The organism is Archangium sp. (assembly GCF_036388035.1).
Taxonomy (GTDB): Bacteria; Myxococcota; Myxococcia; order Myxococcales; family Myxococcaceae; genus Archangium.
The window spans coordinates 1-12,936 of the sequence record NZ_DASVSO010000894.1; the positions used below are offsets into that span (position 1 = coordinate 1).

14 protein-coding genes are annotated in these 12,936 nt (G+C 68.6%); 3 read left to right on the forward strand and 11 right to left on the reverse strand.

Annotated features, from left to right (window positions below; translation table 11 throughout):
- Positions 1–144 precede the first annotated feature (144 nt).
- Complete coding sequence (locus VF697_RS36580) at positions 145–471, reverse strand: STAS domain-containing protein (protein ID WP_331102452.1); 327 nt, start codon at positions 469–471, stop codon at positions 145–147.
- 112 nt (positions 472–583) lie between these two features.
- Between VF697_RS36580 and VF697_RS36585 the strand changes: the two genes are divergently transcribed.
- Together VF697_RS36585 and VF697_RS36590 are read left to right on the forward strand one after the other, a co-directional pair.
- A complete protein-coding gene (locus VF697_RS36585; RefSeq protein ID WP_331102453.1) occupies positions 584–946 on the forward strand; it encodes an Hpt domain-containing protein in 363 nt (120 codons plus the stop codon).
- A gap of 298 nt (positions 947–1,244) precedes the next feature.
- A complete protein-coding gene (locus VF697_RS36590) occupies positions 1,245–2,987 on the forward strand; it encodes a hypothetical protein (RefSeq protein WP_331102455.1) in 1,743 nt (580 codons plus the stop codon).
- A gap of 47 nt (positions 2,988–3,034) precedes the next feature.
- Here VF697_RS36590 and VF697_RS36595 read toward each other — a convergent pair whose 3' ends face one another.
- On the reverse strand, positions 3,035–4,189 hold the full coding sequence (locus VF697_RS36595) for a PQQ-dependent sugar dehydrogenase (RefSeq protein ID WP_331102457.1): 1,155 nt from the start codon (positions 4,187–4,189) through the stop codon (positions 3,035–3,037).
- A gap of 115 nt (positions 4,190–4,304) precedes the next feature.
- On the opposite strand from VF697_RS36595, the gene VF697_RS36600 reads away from it, so the two are divergent.
- On the forward strand, positions 4,305–5,144 hold the full coding sequence (locus VF697_RS36600; protein WP_331102459.1) for a 2-oxo acid dehydrogenase subunit E2: 840 nt from the start codon (positions 4,305–4,307) through the stop codon (positions 5,142–5,144).
- Here VF697_RS36600 and VF697_RS36605 read toward each other — a convergent pair.
- The 9 genes from VF697_RS36605 to VF697_RS36645 all read right to left on the reverse strand — a co-directional run.
- Positions 5,134–5,844, reverse strand: a complete 711-nt coding sequence (locus VF697_RS36605) for a double-CXXCG motif protein (protein WP_331102460.1) — start codon at positions 5,842–5,844, stop codon at positions 5,134–5,136. The genes VF697_RS36600 and VF697_RS36605 overlap by 11 nt on opposite strands.
- Positions 5,845–5,867: 23 nt before the next feature.
- Positions 5,868–6,584, reverse strand: coding sequence for a TIGR02269 family lipoprotein (locus tag VF697_RS36610; RefSeq protein WP_331102462.1), 717 nt, complete (start codon positions 6,582–6,584; stop codon positions 5,868–5,870).
- Between the two features lie 58 nt (positions 6,585–6,642).
- Entirely contained in the window at positions 6,643–6,822 is a 180-nt protein-coding gene (locus tag VF697_RS36615) for a hypothetical protein (RefSeq protein WP_331102475.1), read from the reverse strand.
- 20 nt (positions 6,823–6,842) lie between these two features.
- Positions 6,843–7,721 carry a hypothetical protein gene (locus VF697_RS36620; RefSeq protein WP_331102463.1) on the reverse strand — a complete coding sequence of 293 codons (879 nt, stop codon included), beginning with the start codon at positions 7,719–7,721 and terminating at the stop codon, positions 6,843–6,845.
- Positions 7,721–8,779, reverse strand: a complete 1,059-nt coding sequence (locus VF697_RS36625) for a hypothetical protein (RefSeq protein ID WP_331102465.1) — start codon at positions 8,777–8,779, stop codon at positions 7,721–7,723. Before VF697_RS36625 ends, VF697_RS36620 begins: the two co-directional genes overlap by 1 nt.
- Positions 8,776–10,317, reverse strand: coding sequence for a hypothetical protein (locus VF697_RS36630; RefSeq protein WP_331102467.1), 1,542 nt, complete (start codon positions 10,315–10,317; stop codon positions 8,776–8,778). Before VF697_RS36630 ends, VF697_RS36625 begins: the two co-directional genes overlap by 4 nt.
- Entirely contained in the window at positions 10,299–10,994 is a 696-nt protein-coding gene (locus VF697_RS36635) for a TadE/TadG family type IV pilus assembly protein (RefSeq protein WP_414641409.1), read from the reverse strand. Before VF697_RS36635 ends, VF697_RS36630 begins: the two co-directional genes overlap by 19 nt.
- Before the next feature lie 223 nt (positions 10,995–11,217).
- Positions 11,218–11,574: a hypothetical protein gene (locus tag VF697_RS36640; protein WP_331102471.1), complete on the reverse strand. Its 357-nt coding sequence runs from the start codon at positions 11,572–11,574 to the stop codon at positions 11,218–11,220.
- Between the two features lie 234 nt (positions 11,575–11,808).
- A partial coding sequence (locus VF697_RS36645; protein WP_331102473.1) for a BMP family ABC transporter substrate-binding protein occupies positions 11,809–12,936 on the reverse strand: 1,128 nt, incomplete at its 5' end.

Consider the following 12,936-nt stretch of genomic DNA (forward strand, 5'->3'; position numbering starts at 1 on the left):
GCGCGACGGCCGCGACCGCCAGCACCTGGTAGAGCAGCTCGCGCCGGGCGCTGAAGGGAACTGGCTCCGGAGGAGTCCGGCTCTCGTAGGGAGTGAAGTACCAGGTGCTGCTCGTCTCAGTTGGCACGGTGGCCCTCCAAGCGTTCAGCCCGCCAGGGCGAGTTCCACGGTGTCGTAGCTGGGGAGGACCTTCTCGAGCCGGGTCAGCGTCAGCAGCGAGCGGACCGCGCTGTTGGGGTGGGCCAGGCGCAACTGGCCTCCGGCTGGCACGCGCTTGAGCACGGAGATGAGCGCCGCCAGCCCCGAGCTGTCGATGAAGGTGACCTGGGTCAGGGAGACCACCACCAGCCGCGCGCCTCCTACCCGATCACACACCGCGCTGCGGAATCCGGCCGCGGCCTGAGCATCAAGCCGCTTGATGTGTGGGGTGACGACGAGCGCACCCCCCACCTGATCGAATTGGACTTCCATGAACCCCCCCTCCCAACCCCTCACCTCTTGGTTCCCCGATGAGGCTGGCACAAGTTAGGGATTGGGAGTGCCGGAGAGAACCTCTGCCTCTAGTCCCGGTGGATGGAAAGCCATGAGCCAAGCCCAAGTCATTGATTTCACCATGGTGGAGAGCCTTCGCGCGCTGGAGCAGGCAGGGGAGCCCGGGTTGATGCGGGAGCTCATCGACACCTTCCTCGAAAACGCTCCCGAGCGGCTCTCCCGGCTGTCCGCACTGGCCGAGCAGGGCTCGGTGGCTGGGCTGGAGGCCGAGGCTCATGCCCTCTCCGGGAGCTGTGGCGCACTGGGGTTGGAGGAGCTTCGCCTGCTGTGCCGCCAGGCGGAGAAGGCCGCGAGTGTAGGGAGCGTGGAGACAGAAGTGGTAGCGGCGCTGGGGCCTGCCTTCGAGCGGGCCCGCGAGGTGCTCACCCGGATTCGAGAGCAGGCAGGCGGATGAGCGCAATCCCTGGCAGGTCCCCATCGAGGAGTGTCTTCCAGGTCGGTCATGAATTCCCAGTCAGCTTGGGAGGTTGCTAAAGATTAGCGCCCTCCAAAAGTCCTGCCCCCTCGGTCCCGAACCAAGGCGTCCAGCTCCACCCGGGGACGTCCGGGGTTCGAACGGGCGGGCACGTGAAAACGGGGCTGGGATACGCACGGGGGAGGTCTTCGTTCCGGGGACCATGAAACGCATCCTCTTATCGCTTGCTCTCCTGGCGGTCGCGGCCTGCGGTCCCGAGACGTCGGAGCATCCTGGCATGGACTCCCTGGAGACCCAGGAGGCGCCCGTGGTGACGCCCCCCGCGGGCTCCATCCCCGCGGGTCTGCCCTCGCGCCTGATGGTGGGCCTCTTCGAGGACACCGGACAGACGTGGATGAAGGACAGCAAGGTGCCCTGGGACGTGCGCTACCGCTACTTCACCAAGGGCTGGCTCAACAACTGGGGCTGGTCGGCCGCCGATGGCTCGTGGGGCCTGCAGTTCATGACTGAGTCCGCGGCCCAGAACTTCCTCCCGGCCATCCAGTACTACCTGTTCCACTACGAGCCGGGTGGGGGCGAGGCCCAGTTCTACGCCAAGACGCAGAACGCCAGCACCAATCGCACCTACTTCTCCGAGTTCAAGGTGCTGATGCAGAAGGCCAAGGAGTTCAACAAGCCCGTGCTCATCCTCCTGGAGGCGGATGGCTTCGGCTTCCTGCAGCAGCAGTCGCAGAACAACCCCAACGCCTACGCGGCGGTGGCGGCCACGGGGATGCCGGAGCTGGCCGGGCTGCCCAACACGGTGGCCGGGTGGGGGCTCGCCTTCCTCCAGCTGCGCAAGGCGGTGGGCGCCAACAACGTCATCCTCGGCATCCACATCTCCGGGTGGGCCAGTGGCAAGGACCTCTCCCACTTCTCGCTGACGGACCCGCTGCAGCCGGAGGTCGACAAGGTCTACAACTTCCTCAAGCCGCTCGGCCTGGGGCCCAACGTCACCGGAGCGACCTTTGACGTGCTGGTGGGGGATCCGCTCGACCGCGACGCGGACTTCTACAGGCTCACGCAGACTCAGGACCGGTGGTGGGACGCGGACGACTCGGCCCCCATCACCTCCCGCAGCTTCAACCGGTACGCCGAGTGGCTGCGCCTGTGGAACAAGACCTCGGGCAAGCGTTGGGTGCTGTGGCAGATCCCCCTGGGCAACTCCAACCACCGCAACGTGCCCAACCGCAACGGACCGAGCGAGGGCTACAAGGACAACCGCGCCGAGTACTTCTTCGGCCCCAAGGTTGGCACCAAGGACGTCGCGGCGCTGCACCGAGAGAAGTTCGCCAGTAGCGGCGTCATCGCGCTGCTCTTCGGCAGGGGCGAGGGCCAGCAGAGCTCGTACACCAACGACTACTACTCGGACGGCCAGCTCTTCATGAAGAACCACGCGGGCGCCTTCCTGAATGCCGGTGGCCTGGCCATCCCCAGGGGGGGCACCGTGAGCCCGACGCCGACGCCGACTCCTACCCCGACTCCCGGGCCGACGCCCACGCCCACGCCGACTCCCACGCCCACGCCCAGCACCGCCGACGCCGCGCCGTTCAACTTCGAGAGCGGCACGCAGGGGTGGGCCATCACGGGGCTCGGGGCGAGCGTGTCCTCGACCACCGGGCGCGCCTGGGCCGGAAGCTATGCGCTGGCGGTGAAGCTCAATGGCACCGCGTCCGGGATGTCCCGGGTTTCCGTGGGCAACCCCTCGGTGCCTGCGGGCAGGACGGTGTCCTTCAAGGTCTGGGTTCCGTCGGGCAGCCGCATCTCGGGCGTCCAGCCCTACGTCCAGCAGGGCGCCGCGGGGAACTGGCAATGGACGGGGAAATGGGTGGGTGCCACGGCCCTGCAGACGAATGCCTGGAACACCGTCACCGTGCAGGTGCCCGCGAACGCGGCGACGCCGTTGTCCCAGCTCGGCCTCGAGCTCTTCACCGACGCGGCCTGGTCCGGCACGCTGCACGTCGACTCGGTGAGCTGGTAGCGCCGGGGGCCGCGTGCTCGCGGGTGGGCACGCGGCCCCGTCCGCTTTCAGCGGCGGATGCGCAGGATGACGTCCTGGCGCTCGCCGCAGTCGCCCCGGCCGTCGCAGTTGCTGGTGGTGACGTAGAGGTGCCCGTCCGGGCCCATGATGGTCTCCCGCAGGCGGCCCCAGGTGTTGCGCAGGTACACCTCGTGTTGCGTCACCTGCCGGGGATTCTCCGGGGAGAAGACCACCCGGTGCAGGTGCCGCGAGCCGAGCGTGCCGACGAGCAGGGAGCCCTTCCACTCGGGGATGGCGTCGCCGGTGTAGATGGCGGCCCCGCCCGGGGGCGCCGCGTCGTTCCAGGTGAGGGACGGGGTGACGAGCCCCTCGCCGGACTCGCAGCTATAGATGTTGGGCCAGCCCAGGTTGTCCCCCTTGTGCACCACATTGACCTCGTCGTGACCGCGGCGGAACGTGTCGCCGCTGGGCCCGTGGTCGGTGAAGTAGAGCGTGTCCGGGTCCTTCCAGTCGAAGCCCTGGGCGTTGCGCACGCCGAGGAGGAAGGCGGCCTCGCCCGGGATGGGGTTGTCCGCGGGCACCTCGCCGTCCGGGGTGAGCCGCAGCAGCTTGCCCGAGGGCGTGTCCACGTTCTGCGAGTTGCTCGGCTCGCGCGCGTCGCCCGTGCCCACGTAGAGCATGCCATCCGGGCCGAAGCGGATGCGCCCACCGTCGTGGTACTGGGCCGCGGGGATGTCCCCGAAGATGACGCGGTCGAGGGTGGCGCTGGCGTGGTCCTCGGCGAGGAGCCAACGCTCCACGCGGTTCTGCCGCGAGCCGCCCACGTCGGTGGTCACGTAGATGTAGAACTGCCGGTTGCTCGCGAAGTCGGGATGAGCGGCGATGCCGAGCAGGCCGCTCTCTCCCGAGGCGGTGATCTTCACGGTGGCGACGGGGGCGGGCTGGAGCGTGCCGTTGCGCAGCAGGCGGATGCGGCCGGGGCGCTCGGTGACGAGGGCGTCACCGCCCGGGAGCCACGCGATGCCCCAGGGGGTGTTGAGCCCCTGGGCGACGACGTCGACGGTGATGGGCACGGTGCCGTCGGGACCGAAGTCGTCCTCGACGAGGAGGCAGTCGGGGGCGGTCTTCGCCTGGCTCTTGCGGCAGCCGGAGCAGGCGGCGAGGAGGGCGAGGGAAGACAGCAGGAGCAGGCGGGTGCGCATGTCGCATCTATGACGGGCGGGGGGTCCCCGCGCCACCGGAGCGTGAGGGACGCGTCGGGAGGTGGACGCGACGGTTCCGCTCCACGGTGGAGCGGTGGTAGGGACTCGCGAGCCCGTGAACTCCCCCTTCCACCCCGCGCCCCCGCCGAGCCTGTGGCGGAGGCTCACCCTCGGCGCGCACACGCCCCCGAGCGACCCGAGCGCCTACGCGACGCTCGAGGTGCGCATGGAGCGGGCGCTCGCGTACGTGGAGGCCTTCCGCACCGGCTCGGGCCAGCGCCTCACGGTGACGCACCTGGTGGCGAAGGCCGCGGCGGATGCGCTGCGGCGCTACCCGGAGGCCAACGTCCTGCTGCGCTGGAACCGGCCCTGGCTGCGCAAGAGCGTGGGCGTCTGCGTCCTCGTGGTGCAGCCCGAGCACCTCGGCCGCGTGGACCTGACCACGGCCACCGTGCCGCAGGCGGACGCGCTCTCGCTCCAGGGCCTCGCCGCCGCGCTGGAGGAGCGGGTGCAGCGCGTGCGTCACCGCCGGGACGCCGTCATCGAGCGCGGCAAGCGGCGCTCCTCGCTCGTCCCCGGCTTCATGATGCACACCGTCCTCCGGCTGCTCTCCTTCGTCTGGTACACGCTCAACGTGGACCTCGCGTGGGTGGGCATGCCGAGAGACCCGTTCGGCTCCGTGGCCATCTCCAACGTGGGCTCACTCGGGCTGGAGCGGGCGTATCTGGCCATGGTGCCGTACACCCGGGTGGCTTTCTACCTCGCGCCCGGGGCCGTGCGGGACGAGCCCGTGGTCGAGGGAGACGCCCTCGTGCCGGGCAAGTTGATGACCCTCACCTGCACCTTCGACTCACGCCTCATCGGCCCGGTGCTCGCCTCGCGCGTCCTGCGCCACATCGGCGCCACGCTGGAGGATCCCGCGTCGGCCTGGGGTCCTCCCGCGCCTACGCGATAGGCACGGGATGGAAGGCAATGCCATCCAATCCCAGGCGCTGGCAGGCGTCGACGAAGCGCTCGGTGCAGATGATGACGGAGTAGTCCGCCAACTGGAACAGGTCCAGATCTCCGGGAAGCGTGCGGGCGTCCAGCAGGAAGTCATCGGGCCGCTGGACACGAAGCCGGCCACATCGAGGGCAGGGCGGTTCGTGGCCGGGAGGCAGGCAGTCCGGGTGCAGGCGTCCCACGGGGAAGAGTTCCAACTCGAGCAACTCGGGCGCGTTGCGCTGGCGGAAGCGCAGCTCGGTGCGGCAGCCCTTGAGCCCCCGGAGACCCTCGGCCTGGAGCTTCTCCAGGGCCTCGCGCTGCACCATCAGCACCCATAAATAGTTCAGAACGAAGGGCCCGAAGCGACCTTGAGCCTTGCCGACCGAGGGGCCAAAAGTCGTACCGGGTTCCAACAGCGCACCTGGAGGCAACAGGGGACGTACCAGCTCGCGTAACCGCTCATACTCCTCGATGGGCTCGGCCCGTGCCTTCTCGAAATTGGCCAGGGCGGCCACCGGGGTCAGATCCACGGAGGGATACGAGACCCCGCCACTCCAGGTGGCCTTGCAGGCAGGGCAGTTGCGGATGCCTGGAAGTCCCCACTTGGGCGCGGCGTCGACGAAACCCGTGTAACCGGCGGACCGGTCTTCCTGGGGGGTGAAGTATCGCATGCGTGTGCTCACCGTCTTACCGCTCAATCACAATGGTAGGGCACGAGTGGGCCGTTCACTCCGAACCGAATCATGAGCTCTCCCGCGAACCGCCAGATGTCCTCCGTGGTGGCCCTCCTGCGGTTCTTGTACATGAATTGCCGCCACGCCTCGTTCCATTGTCCACCGTTGGGCCCTCCACTGTGCAGCCATTGGTGAAAGCTCCTGGGCAGGCGGATGGTGAAGGCGTGGATGTCGATGCCCCTGCTGTCGAACCACAGAGCCAGCTCGTCTTGCTGCGGGAAGATGTGATGCTTCTCGTAGGGCTCACGCGGGGTGAGGCACTGGTGGCGCCAGAGTCTGCGCGACTCCAACTCGCGGGCCTTCCAGTTGTGCCAGGGGATTTCGAAGACGGGGTCCGCGTAAGTCGGCGCGGCGAGAGGGAGTCCCCACCAGCGGCTCGGACTGGGAGCGGGGACCAGGGGAGACCGGAACACCGGCGCCGGAGTTGGAGCCACGGCTTGCGCCAGCAACACGGTGTGGGCGTCCACCGCCGCTACGTCCTGACAACGCCAGAGGGCGCAGCGCTCCTGTCGGCACAGGGGCACCACGCAGCTCGGGTCCGCACGGGCCTCCTCCCATGAGGCGGACACGGGCTCGGGCGTCTCGTCATCCTCGCGTACGACGGGCGCTGAGGTGGCGCATGCGCCCAACAGCAGGCCGAAGAAGACGAGCCACTTCCCTGGGGCCGGAAGGTCCATCCGGCCCACGCTAGCATCGGCTCAACGCGTGGGCCTCACCACCGCCACGAGGGCTGCGTCAGATGACCGGCGACTGGATGACGTAGTAGAGGGACTGGAAATACCGGTGCAAGGCATTGAGGAGCTGGGTGAGAAAGGGCCAGCCCATCACCGTGAAGCCGAAGAAGGCCGCCGTGACGATGGCGTACTCCACCATCGACTGTCCGCGGTGGACTCGCTTCTGGAGATGACTCCTCATCCGGGTCTTCGCTGGTGCCTTCATCGGCTCGCTTCCTCCGTCCCCGCCTCGTGAGGCGGCTCTGGTCGTTCGGTGAGCGAGAGATGGATGTCCACCTCCGCTCGCGGGAGCGTGCGGCGCAGCATCACCCGCCCGCGCACGCCGCCGCGGCGCACCTCCAACTCCGCCATCGCTTCCTCCGTCGGGCGCGGCTCCTCCACGCTCCACCCCCGCTCGCTGAAGGCGCGGCGGAAGAACCCGGCCACCTCCGGCACCGTGCCCTCCGGGACCCGCCCGGAGACCGTGTGCTGGAGGCTCCCCTCCATCAAGAAGGTGAGCGCCAGGGTCTCCTCGGCGTCCGCGGGCAGGGGAATCCATTCGGGGACCTTCGAGGGTCCCTCGAGCAGCGGCTTCATCTGGCCCGACGACACGAACACCAGCGTCTCGCCGCCCTGGGCCAGGACGGACACCAGGTACACCTCCTCGGTGGCCGGGCTCCAGTAGCCCACGTAGCCGGCGTTCTCCCCGGAGCGATCGCCGAGCACGGGCAGCCCCTGGGCCAGCAGGGTGTCGCGGTAGTGGGTCAGGACGCGCTCCGGAGGGTCCTCGGTGGAGAACCACGCCACGGCGATGGGCACGCCGGGCCCCAGGTAGTCCGCCGCCAGCACCTCCGGACGGCCGCCGCGAGGGTAGGGCGGGAAGTGCGACAGCGCTCGCCGCAGCAGGGCCTCCTCCTCGGCCGTGCGCCTCGCGGGCGCGGGCGCTGCCTCCTCCGGGAGCGCCTGCTCCAGGGCGTCCAAGGGCTCCAGGGGCTCCGCGTAGGTGAGCCGCTCCGAGCCAAAGCCGATGAGGCCTCCGACAACCACCACCGAGAACAGCAGCGACAGCACACGCACCGCCGGCCGGGACTCTTGTTCCATCAGCAGTCCTCCAGCTTCTTGCAGCCGAGGTAGTGCGCGCCGCGCTTCTCGTACGTCTTGCGGTTGCGATCCTGGTCCCAGTCCTGCCACTCGGTGTTGAAGTATTTCGTGTCGCTGTTCTCCTGACGGATGGTTTCGCTCGGCGTCTCCTTCATGTGGGGCTTGATGGAGAGGTTGGGCTTGCGCGGATCGTCCCCTCCGCTGGGAGGCAGGAACTTCGAGTTGAGCAGCGACTGTTTGGCCTGCGAGAAGAAAGAGCCGGCGGCACTGTTCACCTGGCGAAAGCCAGGGTTGTTCGTGTCCCTGTAGAGGTGGGCCACTCGTGGGTAGAGATCATCGTCCGTCCTGCCCGGTCGCACTTCGGCCACCTGCGTCAGCGCCCAGGTGTCGACGAGGATGGCCATCCGCTGCTCCTGGGTGAAGTAGGCGGTGCTCCTGGTGCCCTTCTTCGAGTTGCCGTGGTAGCTGCCGCCGCTCCACCGCTCCTTGGTGAGGTCCACCCCCTTCTTGTCGACCGAGAACTCGGGGAGGAACCGCTTGGGCAGCAGGTAGTTCTCCACCACGGCCCGGGCCGAGCAGTGGATGAGCCCGCCATGGTTGAACTGGTTGGAATAGCCCGTGTACAGCTTGTCCGCCCCGAGCTTGCCCACCTCGGCGTCCGGGCCCTCGCAGGTCACCTGCTTGGCGTTGTCCTCGTCGTTGATCCAGCACACATGTGCCGCCACCGCCGTGTCCTTGTGGTGGTTCTCCTCCTCGCAGTCCGCGGCCTTGCCATCCGCGGTCTTGGCGTCGTAGCGGCCCTTGCCGGACTCGTGGTCGCAGAACATCAGGCGCGCGTGGTGCTGCACCGTGGCGGTGTCCGCCTTGGTCGAGTAGTCCTGCACGGTGTAGTCCCACACCGTGGAGACGGTCGCCTCCTGCACGTCCAGCGAGTAGCGCAGCAGGTCGTCCAGGAAGAGGGCGTAGAGGAAGACGGGGACGATGACGAGCATGCACAGGGCCGTCTCCACCGCGGCGGCGCCGCGCGGGGCCTGTCGAAGGGCGCGTTCCCGTCTCATAGCGACAACCCCGGGGAGGACTGGACGAGCCGGGCCGCGTCCTGCGCCCCGGCGGCTTTGAGGACCTCCACCGCCTGCTCCTGGGTGAGGGGGTGCAGCTTGGCGCGCCAGTAGGGGCTGAAGAGGTTGGGGGCCTCGCGCCAGCCGTTGTCGCCGAAGCGGTGGTAGTAGACGAGCGCCTTGGAGAGCGCCGCCCCCTCCTCCGCGGCGAGGGTGAGCTGGCCGGTGGACGCGCCGTGGCGGAACTTCACGGTGGCCGAGGCGTTGAGCTCCCAAGGAGGGGACTTGCCCGCGTCTCCTCCGCGCAACGAGCGGGTGAGGTAGCTGTAGACGCGCGACTGGCCCCAGTCTCGCTTGGCGTCGTCGTTGGCGCGGAACTTCATGAAGCAGTTGCCGCTGCGCGAGCAGGCGGAGAGTTCCTTCGAGTTGACACCCTCGAAGCGGTGCTGGCCCTGGTGGGCACCGCCCGGCTCGTGCCCGCCACCGTTGCTGTCACTCCACACCTGGGACTTGTACGAGGTCCACGAGACGCCGTCCTGCCATTGGTTGTACAGGGTGCCCTCCTCGTCCGCGGTGATGACGAGGCCCTCGTTGCCGGCCTCCTGCCCGGGACCGTGCAGTTCGTCGGCGGCCTGGGCCGCCTTGGCCGTGCCCCGGTGTCTTTGGGGAAGGGTCGTGCCCCCACCGGGAATGTCCTCCAACTCCTCGAGGAACTGCTGGTGGAGGTGGGTGGGGAAGCCCTTGATGCCGCGGTTGGCGGGCCAGTCGGGGCGGCTGGCGTTGGCCACCTCGGTCATCACCCGCGCGCGCGCCTTCGGTGTGGAACTGGCCACGCTGTTGGTGCAAGGCATGCCGTCCACCGCGCAGTTGAACTCCCTCGCGTTGAGCGTGCCCACCTTCGGCGGGGGAGCGCTGGCCCCGGGGGCGTTGATCTCCACGAGCCGCCCCAGTCCATGGGACTGCCCGTCGCGCAAGGCCTCCAGCGTGCGCTGGTGCACCTGCGCCTGGGAGGCGTGGAGGACGTCCACCATCTGGTCCAGGCCCCGCTGGAGGTTGTTGAATTGTCCCTCCAGGCCCCGCACCTTGTTGTCGTACTGAAGGCCCGTGCTCTTGTACCTGGCGGCAATGGCCTTCGCCTGGGCGGCGTGGACACAGTGGTCGCACGTCCCCTCGCAGGCCGCGCACAGCATTGCCTCCTGGGCCATGATGACAGTGAAGTTCGTGCTCCCGGCCCGCATCATCTCGCCGGTGACGCTGGCGGCGGCCATGTACGCGTGCACGCTGTTCATGGCCACGTACGAGGCGGCGATGGAGCGGTTGCTGACGGCGTAGTAGTTGAGCGCGCGCGCCTCCATCACGGCCATGGAGTAGGCGAGCACATCGCTGTGCTGCTGGAGGCTGACCTTCCTGCGCAGCGCGTGGCTGAGGTTGAAGCTGAGCATCACCATCAGCGCCAGCACGAGGAAGGAGAGCGCGCCGAGCACCAGGGTCTGGCCGCGTGCGCCACGGCGGGAGGGCCTCAGAAGGCGAAGACGCATGCGTTGCTCTTGGGCAGGGGTTTGATGCCCGGGAAGAGGTTGGACTGCATCCGCATGGTGTAGGTGGCGCGGATGGGCAGGATGTAGAGGCCGTCCTCCGCGAGCTGGTTGTAGACGTCGTTCTTCACCGGGCGGCGCGTCTTGGGGTCGCTCATGCGGAGCACCGAGGGCAGGTCGCGATTGCGGCTGGCGGCGTGGATGACCTGGTTGGCGAAGGGAATGGGCATCCGGTAGTTGAACGTCACCTGGATGCGCAGCTTGGTGAGCTCGCTCTTCTTCCACTCGCCGTAGGCGACGGACCAGTCCGGGTCGTCGAAGTTCACCTCGTCCTTGTCGCTGGGGCGGAGGTCCCCGCTCAGGGGGCCGCAGATGGTGACGTCCACGTACGGCAGGCGGGCCTCCGGCATCTTGTTGGTCTTCACGCCGTCCCATTTCCACTTGGCGCTGAAGTCGGAGGCGCTGGTGACGGACTTGATGTACTCGCCGCCGCCGCGGTCCTCACTCACCAGGGGCAGCAGCACGGCCAGGGCCGCGCTCCGCATCTTCCCCACGTCCGCATGGTGCAGCGAGCCGGCGCGGACGGCCTTGTAGGCCGAGTACTTCGTCATCAGCCGCGCCTGGTGCATCAGGCCCAGCTGGAGGATGCCGAGCAGGAGGAACACGAAGAGGGGCAGCACGATGGCCGACTCCACCGCGGCCTGCCCTGACTCGCGCCCCCCGCGCGAAAGGTGAGTCCTGACTCGCATGCATGGGATGCTGAAGGGGGGCTCCCAGCGAGTAAACGCGAATGTCTGTCAATTTCCTTCGACAGACAGTCACGGTGTCCGCTGGGACACGAGAATGCCCACCTGGGAGGCAAGGAGTTGCAATGCCTGACAGACGCCTCGTCTCGGGGGTCCCCTACACTGTCTGGAACCATGCGGCGTAGGGCGTGTTCTCGACGCGGTGGCGGTTGAAGTCCGGGGCCCCATCGGTCCACCACGGGGCGCCCCGCTCGCCGAGCGCCACCTTGGCCTTGTGCACCCGCGCGCGGGCCTCCCGCTCGGCGAGCGGATTGCTGGCGCGCAGGGCTCGCCCCACGTCACGCCGCGCGTGCATCAACGCCTCCACCAGGAGCGCGCGCTGCCGGGGACCGAGCGCCGGGTTGGAGCGTCGCCACAGCAACCCCTTCACCACGAGGTAGCGTCCGTCCGGTGTGGTGGGCGGCGCGGCCTTCCGCGTCGGCTCACACCTGTCGTGCTTGCGCGGGGTTTTCATTGACGCGCCATCTCTCGCCCGCTGGCGGGTCTTCAAGGACAGGGGACCCGTCGGGCTCGGTCGCGCGCAACCTGTACAGTTAGTGGACAAGTTGGTGACAAGCGTGACCGGGAGGCCGGTGGGTCTCCAGCCGGGGAGGGTTCAGTAGCCGAGCAGCTGGATGCGCTTCGTCTTCATGTCATGGCTCCTGGCCTTCGCGGCGCATGGGGATGGAGGGAATCGGTTACCTGCGACTCAGCGCAACGGGTCGGGGTGGGTGGGCACCTTGATCTCCCCCGAGATGATCTTCGCCTTCAGCTCCTCCAGCTTGCGCAGGGCATCCTGCTTGCCGGGGAAGTCCAGGCGCACGGGCGCGTAGGCGATGCCGCCCTCCTTCAAGCCCAGCGTCACGTTGCCGCCCTGGAAGCGCTCCTGGAGCCTGTCACGCACCGCCTCGTAGACCACCAGGTCCACCCGCTTCACCACCGCCGACAGCACCGCCTTCGGGGCCAGGTGCGATGGATCCGAGTCCACGCCGATGACGTAGACCGGCTTGCCCTCGTCGCGCGCCTCCTTCACCGCCTGGATGGCACCCAGGCCGTCCACACCGGCGGCCGCGAAGATGACGTCCGTTCCCTTGCTCAGCAGGTCCTGCCCCACCTGCTTGCCGAGGGCGAAGTTCGTGAAGCTCCCGGTGTAGTTGGAGATGACCGTGGCCTTGGGGTGGGTGGCGGCCACGCCGGCCCGGAAGCCCGCCTCGAAGCGCTTCACGAGCGGAATCTCCATGCCGCCCACGAAGCCCACCTTGCCCCCCTTCGTCACCAGCCCGGCCAGCGCTCCCACGAGGAAGCAGCCCTCCTCCTCGCGGAACACCACCGTGCGCACGTTGGGCAGGGTGTACGGCTCGCCCTTCGCATTCAGCAGAGGGCTGTCCACCAGGAGGAAGCGCATGTCCGGGTTGCGCCTGGCCACCGTCTCCACCGCGTCCTCCAGCATGAAGCCCACCGCGAGCGAGAGCGACACCCCCTGGTCCACCAGGAGCTGCAGGTTGGGCTCGTAGTCCTCGGCCACGCGGCTCTGCAGGATGACCGGGGTGATGTCGAGCGGGACGAGCTGCGCCTCGCGCTCCTCCAGGTCCGGCCCGAACGAGGCCTGACGCTCCTCGGGCGTGAGCGGCTTGTAGCCGCCCCCCTCGTGCTTCAGGCCCGCGGCCCACTGCTCCAGCCCGCGCAGCGCCGAGTCATTGAAGGCCTGGTCCCCCCGGCCTCCCAGTCCCAGCACGAGCCCGATCTTCGCTTTGCCAGCCGCGGGAGTGGGGGCCGCGGCGGCCGCTGGAGCAGGGGCCTTCTGCTCGGCGGCGGGGGCCTCCTTGTGGCTCTTGCA

Coding starts and splice junctions, on each gene's coding strand:
- VF697_RS36580 (WP_331102452.1), bottom strand. CDS start 471: ATGGAAGTCCAATTCGATCAGGTGGGGGGTGCGCTCGTCGTCACCCCA.
- VF697_RS36585 (WP_331102453.1), top strand. CDS start 584: ATGAGCCAAGCCCAAGTCATTGATTTCACCATGGTGGAGAGCCTTCGC.
- VF697_RS36590 (WP_331102455.1), top strand. CDS start 1,245: ATGGACTCCCTGGAGACCCAGGAGGCGCCCGTGGTGACGCCCCCCGCG.
- VF697_RS36595 (WP_331102457.1), bottom strand. CDS start 4,189: ATGCGCACCCGCCTGCTCCTGCTGTCTTCCCTCGCCCTCCTCGCCGCC.
- VF697_RS36605 (WP_331102460.1), bottom strand. CDS start 5,844: ATGCGATACTTCACCCCCCAGGAAGACCGGTCCGCCGGTTACACGGGT.
- VF697_RS36610 (WP_331102462.1), bottom strand. CDS start 6,584: ATGGACCTTCCGGCCCCAGGGAAGTGGCTCGTCTTCTTCGGCCTGCTG.
- VF697_RS36615 (WP_331102475.1), bottom strand. CDS start 6,822: ATGAGGAGTCATCTCCAGAAGCGAGTCCACCGCGGACAGTCGATGGTG.
- VF697_RS36620 (WP_331102463.1), bottom strand. CDS start 7,721: ATGGAACAAGAGTCCCGGCCGGCGGTGCGTGTGCTGTCGCTGCTGTTC.
- VF697_RS36625 (WP_331102465.1), bottom strand. CDS start 8,779: ATGAGACGGGAACGCGCCCTTCGACAGGCCCCGCGCGGCGCCGCCGCG.
- VF697_RS36630 (WP_331102467.1), bottom strand. CDS start 10,317: ATGCGTCTTCGCCTTCTGAGGCCCTCCCGCCGTGGCGCACGCGGCCAG.
- VF697_RS36640 (WP_331102471.1), bottom strand. CDS start 11,574: ATGAAAACCCCGCGCAAGCACGACAGGTGTGAGCCGACGCGGAAGGCC.